The sequence below is a fragment of the Streptomyces sp. NPDC029296 genome (assembly GCF_055569255.1).
The window spans coordinates 40,928-55,913 of record NZ_JBVHXT010000010.1; the positions used below are offsets into that span (position 1 = coordinate 40,928).

Below are 14,986 nucleotides of genomic sequence, written 5' to 3' on the forward strand. Positions count from 1 at the left end.
GTCAGTGTTAGTTTGCGCAGGCGTCACCGAATCAGCACGGGTGGGGAGAGCACATGGACACCACACAGCGGACCGAGCAGCAGCGGTCCGCCGACCGCCGCCGGCGCGAGCTGCTGGAGGCCGCCGACCGGGTGGTGCTGCGCGACGGCCCGCAGGCGTCGATGAACGCGATCGCGGCGGAGGCGGGGATCACCAAGCCGATCCTCTACCGGCACTTCGGCGACAAGGGCGGTCTTTACGCGGCCTTGGCCAAGCGGCACACCGACGCCCTGCTGTCCTCGCTGCGGGCGGCGCTGGACGCGCCGGCCGGGCGGCGCGAGCGGGTCGAGTCCACCCTGGACACCTATCTCGCCGCGATCGAGGCGCGGCCCCAGGTGTACCGGTTCCTGATGCACCCGGCCGAGGGCGGCACCGGTGGCGAGCAGGGCTTCGACGTCGGCAAGCACTCCGTGCCGCTGCTGCGGCGGATGGGCGAGGAGCTGGCCCAGGTCATCGAGGAGCGCGTGGACCTCGGCCCGGAGAGCCAGCGGCTGGCCCGGGTGTGGGGCCACGGGATCGTCGGGATGATGCACGCGGCCGGCGACTGGTGGCTGGGGGAACGCCCCTGCTCCCGCGCCGACCTGGTGCGCTCCCTCGCCGACCTGCTGTGGGGACGCCTGGCCGCCGCCGGGGACCGGCTGGGCGGTCCCGGCTTCTGACACCCGCCCTCCCGGCCGCCGCCGCGCGCCGCGCTAGCGGTCCGTGCCGCTCCCCCGGTGCCACGGGGCGCGGGAGATCTGCCGCATCAGCCTCCGGTGACGCCATCCCGTCAGGCGGTCGGCGTAGGTCCCGCCCTCCAGGTGGTCGCACTCGTGCTGCAGGCACCGGGCGAAGAAGCCGGTGCCGTGCACGGTGACCGGCTCCCCGGTCACCGTCCGGCCCTCGACCACCGCGTGGTCGTAGCGCTCGGTGCCCGCCTCCAGACCGGGCAGCGAGAGACAGCCCTCCGGCCCCCGGACCACCACACCGTCCGCCTCCACCAGCCGTGGGTTCACCACGTGGCCGAGGTGGCGCACGTCCTCGTCGTCGGGACAGTCGTAGACGAACACCCGCAGGGGCACGCCCACTTGGTTCGCCGCCAGCCCGACCCCGCCGGCCGCGTACATCGTGGCGAACAGGTCCTCCACGAGGTCCGCGAGGGCGGGGCCGAAGTCGGTGACGTCCCGGCAGGGCTCGCGCAGCGGCGCGTCGCCGAGCAGGGTGAGGGGCCGGACGCGCCCGCGGGCGCCCGGAATGGAACCGTGTCGCATGGCGGCAAGGGTACGGTTCCTTCAGCTCATGCCCGCCGCGCGAGGAAGTGGGCCGGGATTCGGGTGTGCGATCGGATCTCGATAGGCTGAGGGTCTCACCACGCTGCCGGAGGGCCCCAGGCGCGGCGCGTACGCAAGGAGGATCGAGAACTGATGGCAGGCAACTCGGACCCGCTCTCGCCGCGGGCCAAGCTGGCCGTGACCGCGGGCAAGGCGGTCGCTGCGGCATCGCGCGCCGCGGGGCGCGGCAGCGGGTCGGTGATCGGTGGCCGGGTCGCGCTGAAACTCGACCCCGACCTGCTCGGGCGGCTCGCCCAGAACCTGGACGTCGTCCTGGTGTCGGCGACCAACGGCAAGACCACGACCACCCGGCTGATCGCCGAGGCGCTGCGCGCCGCGGGCCCGGTCGTGTCCAACGCGCTCGGCGCCAACATGCCGGCCGGCATCACCTCCGCGCTCGCGGGCGGCTCGGACGCGAAGTTCGGCGTCATCGAGGTCGACGAGAAGTACCTGGCCGGTGTGGCCCGGGACACCGATCCCAAGTGCATCGCCCTGCTGAACCTCTCCCGGGACCAGCTGGACCGCGCCGCCGAGACCCGCATGCTCGCCGAGCACTGGCGCGAGGGCCTGGCCGGGACCAAGGCGGTCGTCGTCGCCAACTGCGACGACCCGCTGGTGGTCTGGGCCGCGTCCTCCTCCCCGAACGTGGTCTGGGTCGCGGCCGGGCAGATGTGGAAGGACGACGCCTGGTCCTGCCCGTCGTGCGGCGGCGTGATGCAGCGCCCCGGCGACGACTGGTTCTGCGGCGAGTGCGGCTTCCGCCGGCCCACGCCGACCTGGGCGCTGTCCGGCGATCACGTGCTGGACCCGCACGGGTCCGCCTGGCCGATCCACCTCCAGCTGCCGGGCCGTGCCAACAAGGCCAACGCCGCGTCCTCCGCGGCCGTCGCCGCCGTCTTCGGGGTGCCGCCGCAGGTCGCCCTGGAGCGGATGTACCAGGTGCAGGCGGTGGCCGGCCGGTACGACGTGGTGCAGTTCCAGAACCGGGACCTCAGGCTGCTGCTGGCCAAGAACCCGGCCGGCTGGCTGGAGACCTTCTCCCTGATCGACCCGCCGCCGGCGCCGGTGATCCTGTCGGTGAACGCCCGCGGGGCCGACGGCACCGACACCTCCTGGCTGTGGGACGTCGACTACACCCGGCTGACCGGCCACCCGATCTTCGTCATCGGCGACCGGAAGCTGGACCTCGCCGTCCGTCTGGAGGTCGCGAACCAGCACTTCCAGGTCTGCGACAACCTCGACCAGGCCGTGCAGATGTGCCCGCCGGGCCGGATCGAGGTCATCGCGAACTACACCGCGTTCCAGGACCTGCGCCGCCGCGTCGGCAACTGATCTTCGAAGGGGCGACCAACCTCATGAGCGACAACCAACTGCGGCTGGTGTGGATCTACCCGGACCTGCTGAGCACCTACGGCGACCAGGGCAACGCCCTCGTCGTCGAGCGCCGGGCCCGGCAGCGCGGTCTGGACGTGGCCCGGCTCGACGTGCGCAGCGACCAGCCGATCCCGACCTCCGGCGACATCTATCTGATCGGCGGCGGCGAGGACCGTCCGCAGCGGCTCGCGGCGGAGCGGCTGCGCCGGGACGGGCATCTGCACCGCGCGGTGGAGAACGGCGCGATCGTCTTCTCGGTGTGCGCCGGCTACCAGATCCTCGGCCACGAGTTCATCAACGACCTCGGCCAGCGCGAGCCGGGCCTCGGCCTGCTCGACGTGGTGTCGGTGCGCGGCGAGGGCGAGCGGTGCGTCGGCGACGTCCTCGGGGACATCGACCCGCAGCTCGGGCTGCCCCCGCTGACCGGCTTCGAGAACCACCAGGGCGTCACCCACCTCGGCCCCACCGCCCGCCCGTTCGCCCAGGTGAAGATCGGCAAGGGCAACGGCACCGGGGACGGCACGGAGGGCGCGTACAACGGGACCGTCTTCGGCACGTACATGCACGGGCCGGTCCTCGCCCGCAACCCGCTCATCGCCGACCTGCTGCTGAAGCTGGCGCTCGACGTCAACGCGCTGCCGCCGATCGACGACCGCTGGTACGAGGCGCTGCGCAACGAACGCATCGCGGCGGCACAGCAGCCCGCCTGACCGGCTGGAAGGGGACGGTACGGCAGCCCGCGCAACCGCCCCTGCAACGGGATGCCGGCGTGGTCCGGCGGACTCCCGGCGGGCCCGCCTGACGGCTCGTCCGCTCACATGTGCGGGCGCGTCCAGCAGGCGGACGCCCGCTGTGGGGTCACCCCCTCGCGCCGGTAGGGTGGCCGGGAATCCGCCGGACAACGTGGTCCGGTTCACCCGGCCCACGTTGAGAAGGTAATTCGGGCTATGCGCATTGGTGTCCTCACGTCCGGCGGCGACTGCCCCGGCCTGAATGCCGTCATCCGGTCCGTCGTGCACCGTGCCGTCGTCGACCACGGCGACGAGGTCATCGGTTTCCGGGACGGCTGGAAGGGCCTCCTGGAGTGCGACTACCGAAAGCTCGACCTCGACGCCGTGTCCGGCATCCTGGCCCGCGGCGGCACCATCCTCGGCTCCTCCCGGGTCCGCCCGGAGCACCTGCGCGACGGGGTGGAGCGGGCCCGCGGTCATGTCGCGGAACTGGGTCTGGACGCGATCATCCCGATCGGCGGCGAGGGCACCCTGAAGGCGGCCCGGCTGCTCTCGGACAACGGGCTGCCCATCGTGGGCGTGCCCAAGACCATCGACAACGACATCGCCGTCACCGATGTCACCTTCGGCTTCGACACCGCGGTGACCGTGGCGACCGAGGCCCTGGACCGGCTGAAGACCACCGCCGAGTCCCACCAGCGGGTGCTCATCGTGGAGGTCATGGGCCGGCACACCGGCTGGATCGCGCTGCACTCCGGCATGGCGGCCGGCGCCCACGCCGTCGTCGTGCCCGAGCGGCCCTTCGACATCGAGGAGCTGACGCGGAAGGTCGGCGAGCGGTTCGCGGCGGGCAAGCGGTTCGCCATCGTGGTCGCCGCTGAGGGCGCCAAGCCGCGCCCCGGCACCATGGACTTCGACGAGGGCGGCAAGGACGTCTACGGCCATGAGCGCTTCGCGGGCATCGCCCGGCAGCTGTCGGTCGAGCTGGAGCACCGGCTCGGCAAGGAGGCCCGGCCGGTGATCCTCGGGCATGTGCAGCGGGGCGGCACGCCCACGGCGTACGACAGGGTGCTGGCCACGCGGTTCGGGTGGCACGCGGTGGAGGCGGTGCACCGGGGCGAGTTCGGCGCGATGACCGCGCTGCGCGGGACCGACATCGTCATGGTGCCGTTGGCCGAGGCCGTGGAGACGCTGAAGACGGTTCCGGTGGAGCGGTACGCCGAGGCGGAGTGCGTCCTGTAGTTCACAGAAGAACAACCCGCCCCCGGTCGCGGTCGCGACCGGGGGCGGTTCTACTCTTGGGGCGGACAACTCGCACAACCCCCACGAAACAGGAGCCGGCGGATGGATCACAGCGGGCACGGCATGACGATGGATCTGCCGCCGTTCACGCTGGGGCGAGGGCTCGAGTGGTCGGCGGAGCCGTTCTTCCTCGTCGCCTGTGCGGCCGGGCTGGCCCTGTACGGCTGGGGCGTCGTCCGGCTGCGGCGGCGCGGGGACGCCTGGCCGCCGAGCCGCACCGTCTCCTACGTCGTCGGCGTGCTCACCATCGCGCTGGTGATGTGCACCAAGCTGAACGACTACGGCATGGTCATGTTCAGCGTGCACATGGTGCAGCACATGGTGATCAGCATGCTGTCGCCGATCCTGATCCTGCTCGGCGCCCCGGTGACGCTGGCACTGCGTGCGCTGCCGGCCGCCGGCAAAGGCCGCAAGGGGCCGCGCGAGGTGCTGCTGATGCTGCTGCACAGCCGGTACATGCGGATGATCACCCACCCCGCGTTCACCATCCCGCTGTTCATCGCGAGCCTGTACGCCCTGTACTTCACCCCGCTGTTCGACTTCCTGATGGGCTCGAAGACCGGGCACATCGCGATGATGGTGCACTTCCTCGCGGTCGGTGTGGTGTTCTTCTGGCCCATCATCGGCGTGGACCCCGGTCCGCACCGGCCGGGTCATCTGATGCGGATGCTGGAGCTGTTCGCGGGCATGCCGTTCCACGCGTTCTTCGGTATCGCCCTGATGATGGCGTCGACCCCGATGGTGAGCACCTTCGAGCACCCGCCGGCCTCACTGGGCATCGACGCGCTGTCCGACCAGAGCTCGGCGGGCGGCATCGCCTGGGCGTTCAGCGAGGTCCCGTCGGTACTGGTGCTGATCGCGCTGCTGTTCCAGTGGTACCGCTCCGAGCAGCGGCAGGCCAAGCGGCAGGACCGGGCCGCCGACCGGGACGGCGACAAGGAGCTGGAGGCGTACAACGCCTATCTGGCTTCGCTGAGCGCCCGCAAGGGCTGAGCCGGGGTCTCCTTCGCGGGCCGGAGCCGAGCGGGCTCCGGCCCGTCGCCGTATCCCGCCGGGGCGGGAATGGGGGCACCATGGGTCGGGAACGGACCACGAGGAGGGTGTCGCGATGCCCGGTTCCACGAACGGTTCCACCAAGACGATGGGGGCTCTCACGGCCGGCACGCTGGTGCTGGTGACCGCCTACACGGTCACGCTCGGCAGCAACGGCTGGCTGTGGTTCGGCTGGGTGGTGCTGGGTCTGCTGACCCTCGCCGCGGTCGTCGCCCGGTCCTGAGCCACGGCGCGCGGGAGCTGGTTACAGTGCCCGCATGAACAGCAGGACACCCGCGTTCGACGAGCTGGACCGCCGGATCGTCACGGCGCTCATGGCGAACGCCCGGGCCAGCTTCGCGGAGATCGGCGTGGACGTGGGGCTGTCCGCGACGGCGGTCAAGCGGCGCGTGGACCGGCTGCGGGAGACCGGGGTGATCACCGGGTTCACGGCCACGGTCAGGCCGGCCGCGCTGGGCTGGCGCACCGAGGCGTACGTCGAGGTGTACTGCGAGGGCGCGGCCCCGCCCCGGCGCCTGGCGGAGGTGGTCCGCAACCATCCGGAGATCGTGGCGGCCATGACGGTGACCGGCGGCGCCGACGCGCTGCTGCACGTGCGGGCCCGGGACGTGGAGCACTTCGAGGAGGTGCTGGAGCGGATCCGCGCCGAGCCGTTCATCCGCAAGACGATCAGCGTGATGGTGCTGTCCCATCTGCTCCCGGAGAGCCCGGAGGCGGGCGCCACCCACGCGGCCCCCGCGTGACCGCGAGGGGTCCGCGGACGCCGTAGGCCGTCCGGCCGGGCGCGCGGAGTCGTGTCCCGGGCGCGCAGGAGTCGTGCGTGCGCCCCGGTGAGAACGCAGCGATGCTGCGCATCCGCGCAGCTTTCCGCGCTTGTCGCCCGTCCACCTCCCTTCCTACCGTGGTCTCACCCCCTCAGTGACACACAGGAAAGCGGAGGGAACCCTCTGTGACCGAACGTCGTGTGCCGCGTCCCCGGCGCTTCCTCGTCTGCGAACCCAGGCACTTCGCCGTCCAGTACGCGATCAACCCCTGGATGCACCCCGGCCGGCCCGTCGACGTGGACCTGGCCCGCGAGCAGTGGCGGTCGCTGGTCCGCGCGTACGAGGATCACGACCACACCGTCGAGCGCGTGGAGCCGGTCCCCGGCCTGCCGGACATGGTGTTCGCCGCCAACGCGGCCCTCGTGGTCGGCGGCCGGGTCTTCGGCTCCCTCTTCCACGCCCGGCAGCGGCGCCCGGAGTCGGAGTACTACGACACCTGGTTCAAGGCGGCCGGCTACGACGTGTACCGGCCCGAGTCGGTGGCCGAGGGCGAGGGCGACCTGGTGTGGACGGGCCGGTACGTGCTCGCCGGCACCGGGTTCCGCACCACCCCCGAGGCGCACCGGGAGGCGCAGGAGTTCCTGGGCCGGCCGGTGATCGGCCTCAGGCTGGTGGATCCGTACTTCTACCACCTGGACACGGCGCTGTTCACGCTCGACGACGAGAACATCTGTTACTACCCCGAGGCGTTCTCGCCGGGCAGCCGCGAAGTGCTCCGGCGGCTGTATCCGCGGGCGGTGCTCGCCACCCGCGCGGACGCGCTGGCGTTCGGCCTGAACTCCGTGTCCGACGGCCGGCACGTCTTCATCGCCCCCCAGGCCGGGGCGCTGGCCGACCGCCTCGCCGGCCACGGCTATGTCCCCGTCCCCGTCGACCTGTCCGAGTTCCGCAAGGCCGGCGGCGGCATCAAGTGCTGCACCCAGGAGATCCGCTGATGACCGCACCCGCGCGCCCCCGTACGTCCGACGAGCTGATCCGCGCGGAGCAGCCGGTGCTCGCGCACAACTACCACCCGCTGCCCGTGGTCGTGGCCCGCGCCGAGGGCAGCTGGGTGGAGGACGTGGAGGGCAACCGCTACCTCGACATGCTGGCCGGTTACTCGGCCCTGAACTTCGGCCACCGCAACCCGGTGCTGATCGAGGCCGCCCACCGCCAGCTCGACCGGCTCACCCTGACCTCCCGCGCCTTCCACAACGACCGGCTGGCCGAGTTCGCCGAGCGGCTCGCGGAACTGACCGGGCTGGACATGGTGCTGCCGATGAACACCGGCGCGGAGGCCGTGGAGAGCGGCATCAAGGTGGCCCGCAAATGGGCGTACGACGTCAAGGGCGTCCCGGCCGGCCGGGCGACCATCGTGGTCGCGGCGGAGAACTTCCACGGCCGGACGACCACGATCGTCGGCTTCTCCACGGACGAGACGGCCCGTGCCGGCTTCGGCCCCTTCACCCCCGGCTTCACGGTCGTGCCGTACAACGACCTGGCCGCGCTGGAGGAGGCCGTGGACGACACCACGGCGGCGGTGCTGATCGAGCCCGTCCAGGGCGAGGCGGGTGTGGTCGTGCCGGACGACGGCTATCTCGCCGGGGTGCGCGAGCTGACCCGCCGCAAGGGCTGTCTGTTCGTCGCGGACGAGATCCAGTCGGGCCTCGGCCGCACCGGCCGCACCCTCGCCGTCGAGCACGAGGACGTGGTGCCGGACGTGCTGCTGCTCGGCAAGGCGCTGGGCGGCGGCATCGTGCCGGTGTCGGCGGTGGTGGCCCGGCGCGAGGTGCTGGGGGTGCTGCGCCCGGGTGAGCACGGGTCGACGTTCGGCGGCAATCCGCTGGCCGCGGCGGTCGGCACGGCCGTGGTCGGGCTGCTGGAGACGGGCGAGTTCCAGCGCCGGGCGGCCGAGCTGGGGGTGATCCTGCGCGACGGGCTGACGGAGCTGGTGGGCCGGGGCGTGACCGGGTTCCGGGCGCGGGGGCTGTGGGCCGGAGTGGACGTCGACCCGGCGCTCGGCACCGGGCGGGCGATCAGCGAGCGGCTGATGCGCGAGGGGGTCCTGGTGAAGGACACCCACGGCTCCACGATCCGGCTCGCGCCGCCGCTCACCGTCACGGCGGAGGAACTGCGGTCGGCGCTGGGCGCGCTGGAGAAGGTGCTCGCCTGAGGCGCGGGCGGGGGGGGGCCGGTGGAGGTACCGGCCCCCGCCGTCGCGTCACCCGGCGCCGAGGAGCTGCTTCATCTCCTTGATCTCGGCGGCCTGCGCGGTGATGATGGCGTCCGCCATGGCCTTGGCGTCGCCGGAGCGGCCCTTGTGCTTCTCGGTGGCGGCCATCTCGACGGCGCCCTGGTGGTGCTCGACCATCAGCGACAGGAACCGGGTGTCGAAGTCCTTGCCGGTGGCCTTCTTCAGGGCGGCCATGTCGGCCTCGCTCATCATCCCGGTCATCCCGGCGTGGCCGGAGTGGTCCATGCCGGCCATCGGGGCCTGCTCGCCCCAGGACTTCAGCCAGCCGGTCAGGGTGCGGATCTCGGGGTCCTGGGCCTTCTCGATGCGGGCGGCGAGGTCCTTCACCCGCGCCGAGGAGGCGCGGTCGGCGGCGAGTGACGCCATCTCCAGGGCCTGCTGGTGGTGCGGGATCATGCCCTTGGCGAAGGCGACGTCCTGGGCGTTGTGCGCGCCGGCGGAGGCGCTCGGCGAGGCTGCGGAGGCGCTCGGCGCGGCGGCGGGGGCCGAGGCGCCGTGGCCGGTGTGGCCGGTGCCGTTGGCGTCGCCGTCGTCGTTGCCGCCGCAGGCGGACAGGACCAGGGCGGAGGTCACGGCGAGGGCGGCGAGCGCGGCGCGGCGCGTCGGGGTACGGGTGGTCATGCGGAGAACTCCTGCTGTGCGAAAGGGATTCGGGGCACGCGTGGGCACGGCCGCGGGCCCCGCGTGCGGCGGGGCGGGCGCGGCCGGGGCGGCCTCTAGATCCGCAGGAGCTGGAGTTCGGCGAGGTCGGGCGGGGCGCGGGCGCCGTCCGGCGCGGTGGCGCGGGCGGCGAGCGGGCAGCCGAGCGGTGCCGCGCCGGGCACCGGGTCCGGGGCCGGCGCGGGCAGCTGCGGCCCGCCGTCCGGCGCGCCCGAGGCGCAGCTGGGGTCGGCGTGGTGCAGCCGGTGGCCGCCGCAGTGGCCGTCGCCGCCCGGGCAGTCGTCGACGGCGCCGAGCGCGGCCGTCATGGGCGCGGTGTGGGCGTGTTCCGCGTGCCCCGCACCGCCGCCGGGCGCGAGGGCGTGCATGCCCAGCAGCCCGATCAGCACCGCCAGCACGAACAGCGGGCGGTATCGCCGAAGCGGTCGCCGCAGGTGCTGTCCGGTGGTGCGCATGACGTCATCGTACGGGGGCGTGCGACGGCGCGCGGACGAGGCCCGCCGACCGCCCGCGCCCGGTCCGGCACCGCGGCGCGCGGCGACCGGGCCGGCGACAGCCGGGCCGACTACTCCCACGAGTTTTGTGATCCGGTCGCCTCGGCGGGACATCGAGGCCGTGTCCGGCGTGCCTCCGCCGTGCCGGTGTGGGCCCGTACCAAGGTGGGCCGTGTGATCCGCTTGCGCCAGGGCCGGCGGCTGGCCGGCATCCCGCTGGTGCTGACCGCCGTGCTGTACAACGCGTGGATCAGCGCGCCGTTCCTGGTGGCGGGAGCGGACCCGCTGCACACCTATGTCAGCGACCTCTCCGCCGAAGGCCGGCCCTACAGTCTCCTCTTCCGTACGGCCGACCTGATGGCCGGTGCCTGCGCGGTCGCGGCCGCCGCCTGCGCTTTCGGGGGCCGGACGGCGCGGTTGCCGTGGGCGAGGGCGGGGTGGTGGGCTCTCGGCCTGTTCGGCGCGGCCACGGCGGTGGAGTTCCGGTTTCCGCTGAGCTGCCCGCTCGTGGCCGACCGCGCGTGTTTCGACCGCGAGGTCGCCGGCCTGGCACCGGCCGCCCATACGGTGCACACGGTCACCAGCGGCGTGGCCACCGCCGCCGCGCTGGCCGCGATGACCGCCCTGACCATCGCCGCCCGCCGGTACGGCCGGTGGCCCGCCCTCGCCCGTCACGGCCGCGCTCTCGTGGTCGCCCAGTGGGCCGTCAACGTCTGGCTGATGGTGGCGGTCGCCGCCTTCATGGCGCGGCACGTCAACCTGTGGGTGGGACTGGCCGAACGCCTCCAGGAACTCCTGCTGGCCTGCTGGGCGCTGCTCCTCGCGGCCGGCGTGGTCCGCTCCGGGACGGCGCCCCTCGCCGTCTCGAAGCCTCCGGCGCCCAGGCCCTTCGCAGGAGGCGAGCGCACGAGTCACGGTGCGGCCCGCGTTCCGGCGCGGCGGCCGTTCGAATAGCGCGCCGTGTTCCTCGGTCTCCTCTTCGCGCTCGCCGCCACCGTCGGCTTCGGTCTGGCGTCGGTCTTCCAGGCGCGCGCGGCGCGTGCGCCGTCGCACACGGAGGCGGAGGGGCTGCGGCTCGCGGTCCGGCTGGTGCGCTCGTGGCAGTTCGTCCTCGGCGCGGGCCTGGACGTGGTGGGTTTCGCGCTGAGCGTCGTGGCCCTGCGCCGCCTTCCGCTGTTCGTCGTGCAGGCGGTGACCAACGCCAGCCTCGCCGTCACCGCCCTCGCGGCCGTCGCTCTGCTCGGGATCCGCCTGCGGACCAGGGACAGCGTCGCCGTCACCACCGTGGTGGCCGGCCTCGTGCTGCTCGCCGCCGGCTCGGGCCCCGAAGGCGCCACCTCCGCGAGCCCCTCCTTCCGCCTGGCCCTGGTCGTCGCGCCCCTGGTGGCCCTGGGGCTCACCTCGTGGGCTGCCCGCTTCCGCGGCCGGGGAGCGGCAGCATCCCTGGGCGTCCTGTCCGGCGTCGGCTTCGGCGTCACCAGCCTCGCCGTACGCGTGATGGACATCTCCAGCGTCGAAGGCGTCCTCACCGACGGGGCGACGTACGCCCTGATCATCGGCGGGCTGGGCGGATACCTCAGCTACGCCCTCGCGATGCGACGCGGCTCCGTCACCGCGGCCACCGCCGCCGGCACCCTGATGGAGATCGCCGGCCCCGGCCTGGTCGGCATCCTCCTTCTCGACGACCGCGCACGCCCCGGCTATGGCTGGCTGGCCCTGACGGGTCTCGTCCTCGCGGCAGCCGGCACCCTCGCCCTCTCCCGCTTCGCAGAGGTCCGTACCTGACCCCTCCTCCCCTGCCGCCCGTAGCGCGTGCCCGTGCCTCATTCGGCGTGTCACCGGTGGGAGAAGCGGGGTGGTCGGGGGTAGAACGGCTGATGGCCCGTGCGGTGCGCGAGCCGGGGCATGCCCGGCAAGAGGGCTGTTCCCGGGCATGACACGAAGGATCAACCAGTATGGCCAGCGGCACCGTGAAGTGGTTCAAAGCCGAAAAGGGCTTCGGCTTCATCGAGCAGGACGGCGGGGGCCCGGACGTCTTCGCGCACTACTCCGAGATCAACGGCAGCGGGTACCGCGAACTGACCGAAGGCGAGCACGTCACCTTCGACGTCGGCCAGGGGCAGAAGGGCCCGCAGGCGCAGAACATCACCCGCGGCTGAACGGGCAACGGAGCACACGAAGTGAGGCGGCTGCCCGGTCCGGCAGCCGCCTCACTCATGCCCGCCAGCGGACCAGGACCCGCCGGTTCGTCCGGGTCCGACACGACCGTATGGCCGCAGCTGCGGCGCGGGGCGGCGCTGGATGCGTGCTCGCCGCCCGCCCGCCGGCGCCGGCTCTTCCCGCCTCACGGATGCGGGTGTGCTTCAGTCGGGTGCTTCAGTCGGGGCACCGTCGTGGCGCTTCGAGCGACAGCGGCCTGACAGTAATGGTGTTCGTGGTGAACCGTTCACGGCGTCAGGTCGGTGGGCAGCCCGGATCACTTCGCGTGCAGTGTGGCCAGCTCCGAACGGAGTTTCTTGATCCCGGCCTCGGCGACCTCGTAGGCGCTCGGCACGCCCGGGACCGGCTCGTCCTCCCCGGGGATCCAGAACTTCCGCCTCGTCAGCCGCAACGAAGCGTGGAACTCCGGGATGGCGTTGAAGACCTCGATGAGCAGCGGACCGTCGTACACGGGCAGGATGGGGTCGAGGAACGTGCGCCAGGGGATCCAGCTGTCCGCGACCTCGCCGCGGTCCGGCGGGGACACCTGCACGTGGTGCAGGCGCCGCTGGTCGGCTGCGTCCTGGATGTCGCGGCGGTACGCCTCCGGGCCGCTGCTGCCGAGGACGACGTGGGAGCTGTCCACGGCAACGCCGATGTGCGGACTGCGCACCTCGGTGAGGAAGTCGAGCACGTCGCGCACCATGTTCGGGGCGGGTGTCTCCCAGTGGTTGACGGGTTCGATGGCGACCTGGACGCCCTTCTCCGCCGCGTATGCGCCGAGCTGGTCGAAGAGCGGCTGCGCGACACGGTACCGGGGCTGCAGCCAGTCCTGCAGCGCGTCACTCCACAGCGTTTCGCCGTTGACGGTGGGGAACACGTTGTAGGGGAACAGGACGGGGCCCGCCATGATGGTGCCGCGCAGGGCCGCTGTGATGTCCACCCTGGACTTGAGGTAGGCCAGGGCCGCCTCGCGTTCCTCGGCGTTCAGCGATGTGGGGTTGTAGGCCGGTGTCGTGGCCACGTTGGTGGTCAGACCCACGTTCTCCAGGCCGGCCGCGTCGAGGGCCTTCCTGAGCTTTTCGTAGCGGGGTACGTCCGCTTGGGGGTCGCCCTCGCCGTTCGGGAGAACGGGCATGTCGAAGCCCGTGTACCCGATGCCCTGCAGCTCCTTCATGTGTCTGACGATGACCTCGGTGTACTTGGGGTCATCCGGGTGCAGGTCGAGGGTGAACATGAAGAAGCTGAGGTAGATGTCGTGTGTGCTCATCGTTGCCACCCCAGGACTCCGGTGAGGTAATCGTGGGCCATCTTGGCGTACGTCAGCGGGTGTGCCGTCGCCGGGTGCTGTTCGGCCTCGACGACCAGCCAGCCCTCGTAGCCGGCTTCCGCCAGCGTCGAGAGGATGGGCTTGAAGTCGATCGCGCCTTCCGGGTCTCCGGGCACGGTGAAGACGCCTTCCAGGATTCCCTCCTGGAAGGACAGGCGGTCGCTCTCGACTTTGTCGACGACGGGCTGGCGGACGTTCTTGAGATGAACGTGCTTGATCCGCTGCTTGTGCCTTTCCGCGGCCGTGAGCGGGTCGTCGCCCGCGAACCGGAGATGCCCGGTGTCGAGCAGCAGGTGCACGAGGGTCGGGTCGGTGCTCCTCATCAACCTGTCGATGTCCTCGGCCGTCTGCACGCCAGTGCCCATGTGATGGTGGTAACACAGCCGCATGTTCTTGTTCGCGGCCAGCTCACCGATTTTGTTGAGCCCGTTGGCGAGGAGATCCCATTGTTTGTCGGTGAACTTGGGGCGGTGGTCGAAAACCGGGATTGGCTGCAGGTGCGATGACAGCCCGAATTCTGCGACCACGATGTCCTCGCCGCCCACTTTTGCGAGGAACTCCAGCTGTTTCTTGAAGTTTTCGATGGTCAGTTGTTCTTCGCCGATGGTGAAGTAGGTGCTCACCCAGGGCTCGGACACCTTCAGGCCGCGCAGGTCGAGTGCCTTCTTCAGTGCGGCGGGGTCGGTCGGATACTTGTGACCGATGCTGCAGCCCTGGAATCCCGCGAGCGCCATCTCGCTCACGCACTGCTCGAACGGGATCCCGATGTCGATCAGCGGAAAGTCGTCGTTCCACCACAGTGTCGGCGTTACGCCCAGTGACACCTTGTCGGGACCCAGGTTCGGGACCGTGCTGGTCATGACACTTCCTCCTCTTGTCAGTCCTCGAATACGGGCGGATTGACCCACGATCCGTAGCCCGGCGCCTTCGCGCCGGACGGGTGGGCACCGATGGCCCGCCACAACAGGCCCTCGGTGTAGGCGTCGGGGGAGACGACGAACAGGGGTTTGCGTTCGACTTCGCCGTACGCGCGGTCGTCCCCAGCCTGGTGTCGTCCGGACGTGGCCAGGAGGGACTGGCTGTCCTCGGGCCGGCTGTCCTCCGGGACGGCGGGCTTCGCTCCGCTCCGCCCGGGCGCCGTCCAGGCCGCCACGTCCATACGCCCCACCAGTTCCGGGCCGTACCAGACGCCGACGTACCAGAGTTTGACGATGCTGTTCACCACTGGATCGGAGGGAACGGCAGAGGGATCGGAAGCCATCGCCTTCCGGAGCGCGTCCAGCCCTACTTGATCCACGGCCGTCCTGTAATACTCCTCCGCCTGACCGGTTCCCCAGAGGTCGAACTCGCTGAACCCGGTCACAGTGGCGGAGAACACCACGAACTTGCGCAGTTCCTCTACCGTGTCCGTTGTCTGCGTCACGATCCCGCCTCCTT

At 71.8% G+C, this 14,986-nt stretch carries 18 protein-coding genes; 12 read left to right on the plus strand and 6 right to left on the minus strand.

Annotated features, from left to right (window positions below; all coding sequences use genetic code 11):
• Positions 1–53 precede the first annotated feature (53 nt).
• Positions 54–698 (plus strand): TetR/AcrR family transcriptional regulator, encoded by a 645-nt coding sequence (locus ACZ4W9_RS11025; RefSeq protein WP_467934753.1) that lies wholly within the window; start codon positions 54–56, stop codon positions 696–698.
• Positions 699–731: 33 nt separating this feature from the next.
• Here the strand turns inward: ACZ4W9_RS11025 and def are convergent, their stop codons facing one another.
• Positions 732–1,289 carry a peptide deformylase gene (gene def / locus ACZ4W9_RS11030; RefSeq protein WP_467934754.1) on the minus strand — a complete coding sequence of 186 codons (558 nt, stop codon included), beginning with the start codon at positions 1,287–1,289 and terminating at the stop codon, positions 732–734.
• Between the two features lie 153 nt (positions 1,290–1,442).
• Here def and ACZ4W9_RS11035 point away from each other — a divergent pair, with 153 nt between their 5' ends.
• The 8 genes from ACZ4W9_RS11035 (at position 1,443) to rocD (ending at position 8,785) form a co-directional block, all read left to right on the plus strand.
• Positions 1,443–2,681, plus strand: coding sequence for a MurT ligase domain-containing protein (locus ACZ4W9_RS11035; protein WP_467934755.1), 1,239 nt, complete (start codon positions 1,443–1,445; stop codon positions 2,679–2,681).
• Positions 2,682–2,704: 23 nt separating this feature from the next.
• Positions 2,705–3,433, plus strand: a complete 729-nt coding sequence (locus ACZ4W9_RS11040) for a type 1 glutamine amidotransferase (RefSeq protein ID WP_467934757.1) — start codon at positions 2,705–2,707, stop codon at positions 3,431–3,433.
• A 237-nt stretch (positions 3,434–3,670) separates the two neighbouring features.
• Positions 3,671–4,696 (plus strand): 6-phosphofructokinase, encoded by a 1,026-nt coding sequence (locus ACZ4W9_RS11045; protein WP_467934758.1) that lies wholly within the window; start codon positions 3,671–3,673, stop codon positions 4,694–4,696.
• A 102-nt stretch (positions 4,697–4,798) separates the two neighbouring features.
• The gene (locus ACZ4W9_RS11050; RefSeq protein WP_467934759.1) at positions 4,799–5,749 is read left to right on the plus strand and encodes a cytochrome c oxidase assembly protein; all 951 of its coding nucleotides are present in this window, start codon (positions 4,799–4,801) and stop codon (positions 5,747–5,749) included.
• A gap of 115 nt (positions 5,750–5,864) precedes the next feature.
• Positions 5,865–6,032, plus strand: a complete 168-nt coding sequence (locus ACZ4W9_RS11055) for a hypothetical protein (protein WP_467934761.1) — start codon at positions 5,865–5,867, stop codon at positions 6,030–6,032.
• A gap of 34 nt (positions 6,033–6,066) precedes the next feature.
• Positions 6,067–6,552, plus strand: a complete 486-nt coding sequence (locus ACZ4W9_RS11060; RefSeq protein WP_467934762.1) for an Lrp/AsnC family transcriptional regulator — start codon at positions 6,067–6,069, stop codon at positions 6,550–6,552.
• A gap of 206 nt (positions 6,553–6,758) precedes the next feature.
• Positions 6,759–7,568, plus strand: a complete 810-nt coding sequence (gene ddaH / locus ACZ4W9_RS11065; RefSeq protein WP_467934763.1) for a dimethylargininase — start codon at positions 6,759–6,761, stop codon at positions 7,566–7,568.
• Positions 7,568–8,785, plus strand: a complete 1,218-nt coding sequence (gene rocD, locus ACZ4W9_RS11070; protein ID WP_467934764.1) for an ornithine--oxo-acid transaminase — start codon at positions 7,568–7,570, stop codon at positions 8,783–8,785. The genes ddaH and rocD overlap by 1 nt, the downstream gene beginning before the upstream one ends.
• A gap of 48 nt (positions 8,786–8,833) precedes the next feature.
• On the opposite strand, the gene ACZ4W9_RS11075 is transcribed toward rocD, so the two are convergent.
• Together ACZ4W9_RS11075 and ACZ4W9_RS11080 are read right to left on the minus strand one after the other, a co-directional pair.
• Positions 8,834–9,487, minus strand: coding sequence for a DUF305 domain-containing protein (locus tag ACZ4W9_RS11075; RefSeq protein WP_467934766.1), 654 nt, complete (start codon positions 9,485–9,487; stop codon positions 8,834–8,836).
• A 95-nt stretch (positions 9,488–9,582) separates the two neighbouring features.
• On the minus strand, positions 9,583–9,981 hold the full coding sequence (locus ACZ4W9_RS11080; protein ID WP_467934767.1) for a DUF6153 family protein: 399 nt from the start codon (positions 9,979–9,981) through the stop codon (positions 9,583–9,585).
• A 213-nt stretch (positions 9,982–10,194) separates the two neighbouring features.
• Here ACZ4W9_RS11080 and ACZ4W9_RS11085 point away from each other — a divergent pair, with 213 nt between their 5' ends.
• From ACZ4W9_RS11085 to ACZ4W9_RS11095, 3 genes are all read left to right on the plus strand, one after another.
• Positions 10,195–10,974, plus strand: coding sequence for a DUF998 domain-containing protein (locus ACZ4W9_RS11085; RefSeq protein WP_467934768.1), 780 nt, complete (start codon positions 10,195–10,197; stop codon positions 10,972–10,974).
• A 6-nt stretch (positions 10,975–10,980) separates the two neighbouring features.
• Positions 10,981–11,805, plus strand: coding sequence for a DMT family protein (locus tag ACZ4W9_RS11090; protein ID WP_467934770.1), 825 nt, complete (start codon positions 10,981–10,983; stop codon positions 11,803–11,805).
• Positions 11,806–11,975: 170 nt separating this feature from the next.
• Positions 11,976–12,179, plus strand: a complete 204-nt coding sequence (locus ACZ4W9_RS11095; RefSeq protein ID WP_467934771.1) for a cold-shock protein — start codon at positions 11,976–11,978, stop codon at positions 12,177–12,179.
• Between the two features lie 317 nt (positions 12,180–12,496).
• Here ACZ4W9_RS11095 and ACZ4W9_RS11100 read toward each other — a convergent pair whose 3' ends face one another.
• From ACZ4W9_RS11100 to ACZ4W9_RS11110, 3 genes are read right to left on the minus strand one after another with little or no spacing between them, the layout of a single operon-like run.
• Positions 12,497–13,489: a sugar phosphate isomerase/epimerase family protein gene (locus tag ACZ4W9_RS11100; RefSeq protein ID WP_467934772.1), complete on the minus strand. Its 993-nt coding sequence runs from the start codon at positions 13,487–13,489 to the stop codon at positions 12,497–12,499.
• Positions 13,486–14,409 carry a myo-inosose-2 dehydratase gene (gene iolE / locus ACZ4W9_RS11105; RefSeq protein WP_467934774.1) on the minus strand — a complete coding sequence of 308 codons (924 nt, stop codon included), beginning with the start codon at positions 14,407–14,409 and terminating at the stop codon, positions 13,486–13,488. The genes ACZ4W9_RS11100 and iolE overlap by 4 nt, the downstream gene beginning before the upstream one ends.
• A 17-nt stretch (positions 14,410–14,426) precedes the next feature.
• Positions 14,427–14,972 carry a hypothetical protein gene (locus tag ACZ4W9_RS11110; RefSeq protein ID WP_467934775.1) on the minus strand — a complete coding sequence of 182 codons (546 nt, stop codon included), beginning with the start codon at positions 14,970–14,972 and terminating at the stop codon, positions 14,427–14,429.
• Positions 14,973–14,986 lie beyond the last annotated feature (14 nt).

Bases quoted from the DNA above. Each gene is read 5' to 3' on its own strand.
- ACZ4W9_RS11100 (WP_467934772.1), bottom strand. From the start codon at position 13,489: ATGAGCACACACGACATCTACCTCAGCTTCTTCATGTTCACCCTCGAC.
- ACZ4W9_RS11095 (WP_467934771.1), top strand. From the start codon at position 11,976: ATGGCCAGCGGCACCGTGAAGTGGTTCAAAGCCGAAAAGGGCTTCGGC.
- ACZ4W9_RS11040 (WP_467934757.1), top strand. From the start codon at position 2,705: ATGAGCGACAACCAACTGCGGCTGGTGTGGATCTACCCGGACCTGCTG.
- ACZ4W9_RS11080 (WP_467934767.1), bottom strand. From the start codon at position 9,981: ATGCGCACCACCGGACAGCACCTGCGGCGACCGCTTCGGCGATACCGC.
- ACZ4W9_RS11035 (WP_467934755.1), top strand. From the start codon at position 1,443: ATGGCAGGCAACTCGGACCCGCTCTCGCCGCGGGCCAAGCTGGCCGTG.
- ACZ4W9_RS11060 (WP_467934762.1), top strand. From the start codon at position 6,067: ATGAACAGCAGGACACCCGCGTTCGACGAGCTGGACCGCCGGATCGTC.
- def (WP_467934754.1), bottom strand. From the start codon at position 1,289: ATGCGACACGGTTCCATTCCGGGCGCCCGCGGGCGCGTCCGGCCCCTC.
- ACZ4W9_RS11025 (WP_467934753.1), top strand. From the start codon at position 54: ATGGACACCACACAGCGGACCGAGCAGCAGCGGTCCGCCGACCGCCGC.
- ACZ4W9_RS11050 (WP_467934759.1), top strand. From the start codon at position 4,799: ATGGATCACAGCGGGCACGGCATGACGATGGATCTGCCGCCGTTCACG.
- iolE (WP_467934774.1), bottom strand. From the start codon at position 14,409: ATGACCAGCACGGTCCCGAACCTGGGTCCCGACAAGGTGTCACTGGGC.
- ACZ4W9_RS11055 (WP_467934761.1), top strand. From the start codon at position 5,865: ATGCCCGGTTCCACGAACGGTTCCACCAAGACGATGGGGGCTCTCACG.
- rocD (WP_467934764.1), top strand. From the start codon at position 7,568: ATGACCGCACCCGCGCGCCCCCGTACGTCCGACGAGCTGATCCGCGCG.
- ACZ4W9_RS11075 (WP_467934766.1), bottom strand. From the start codon at position 9,487: ATGACCACCCGTACCCCGACGCGCCGCGCCGCGCTCGCCGCCCTCGCC.
- ACZ4W9_RS11045 (WP_467934758.1), top strand. From the start codon at position 3,671: ATGCGCATTGGTGTCCTCACGTCCGGCGGCGACTGCCCCGGCCTGAAT.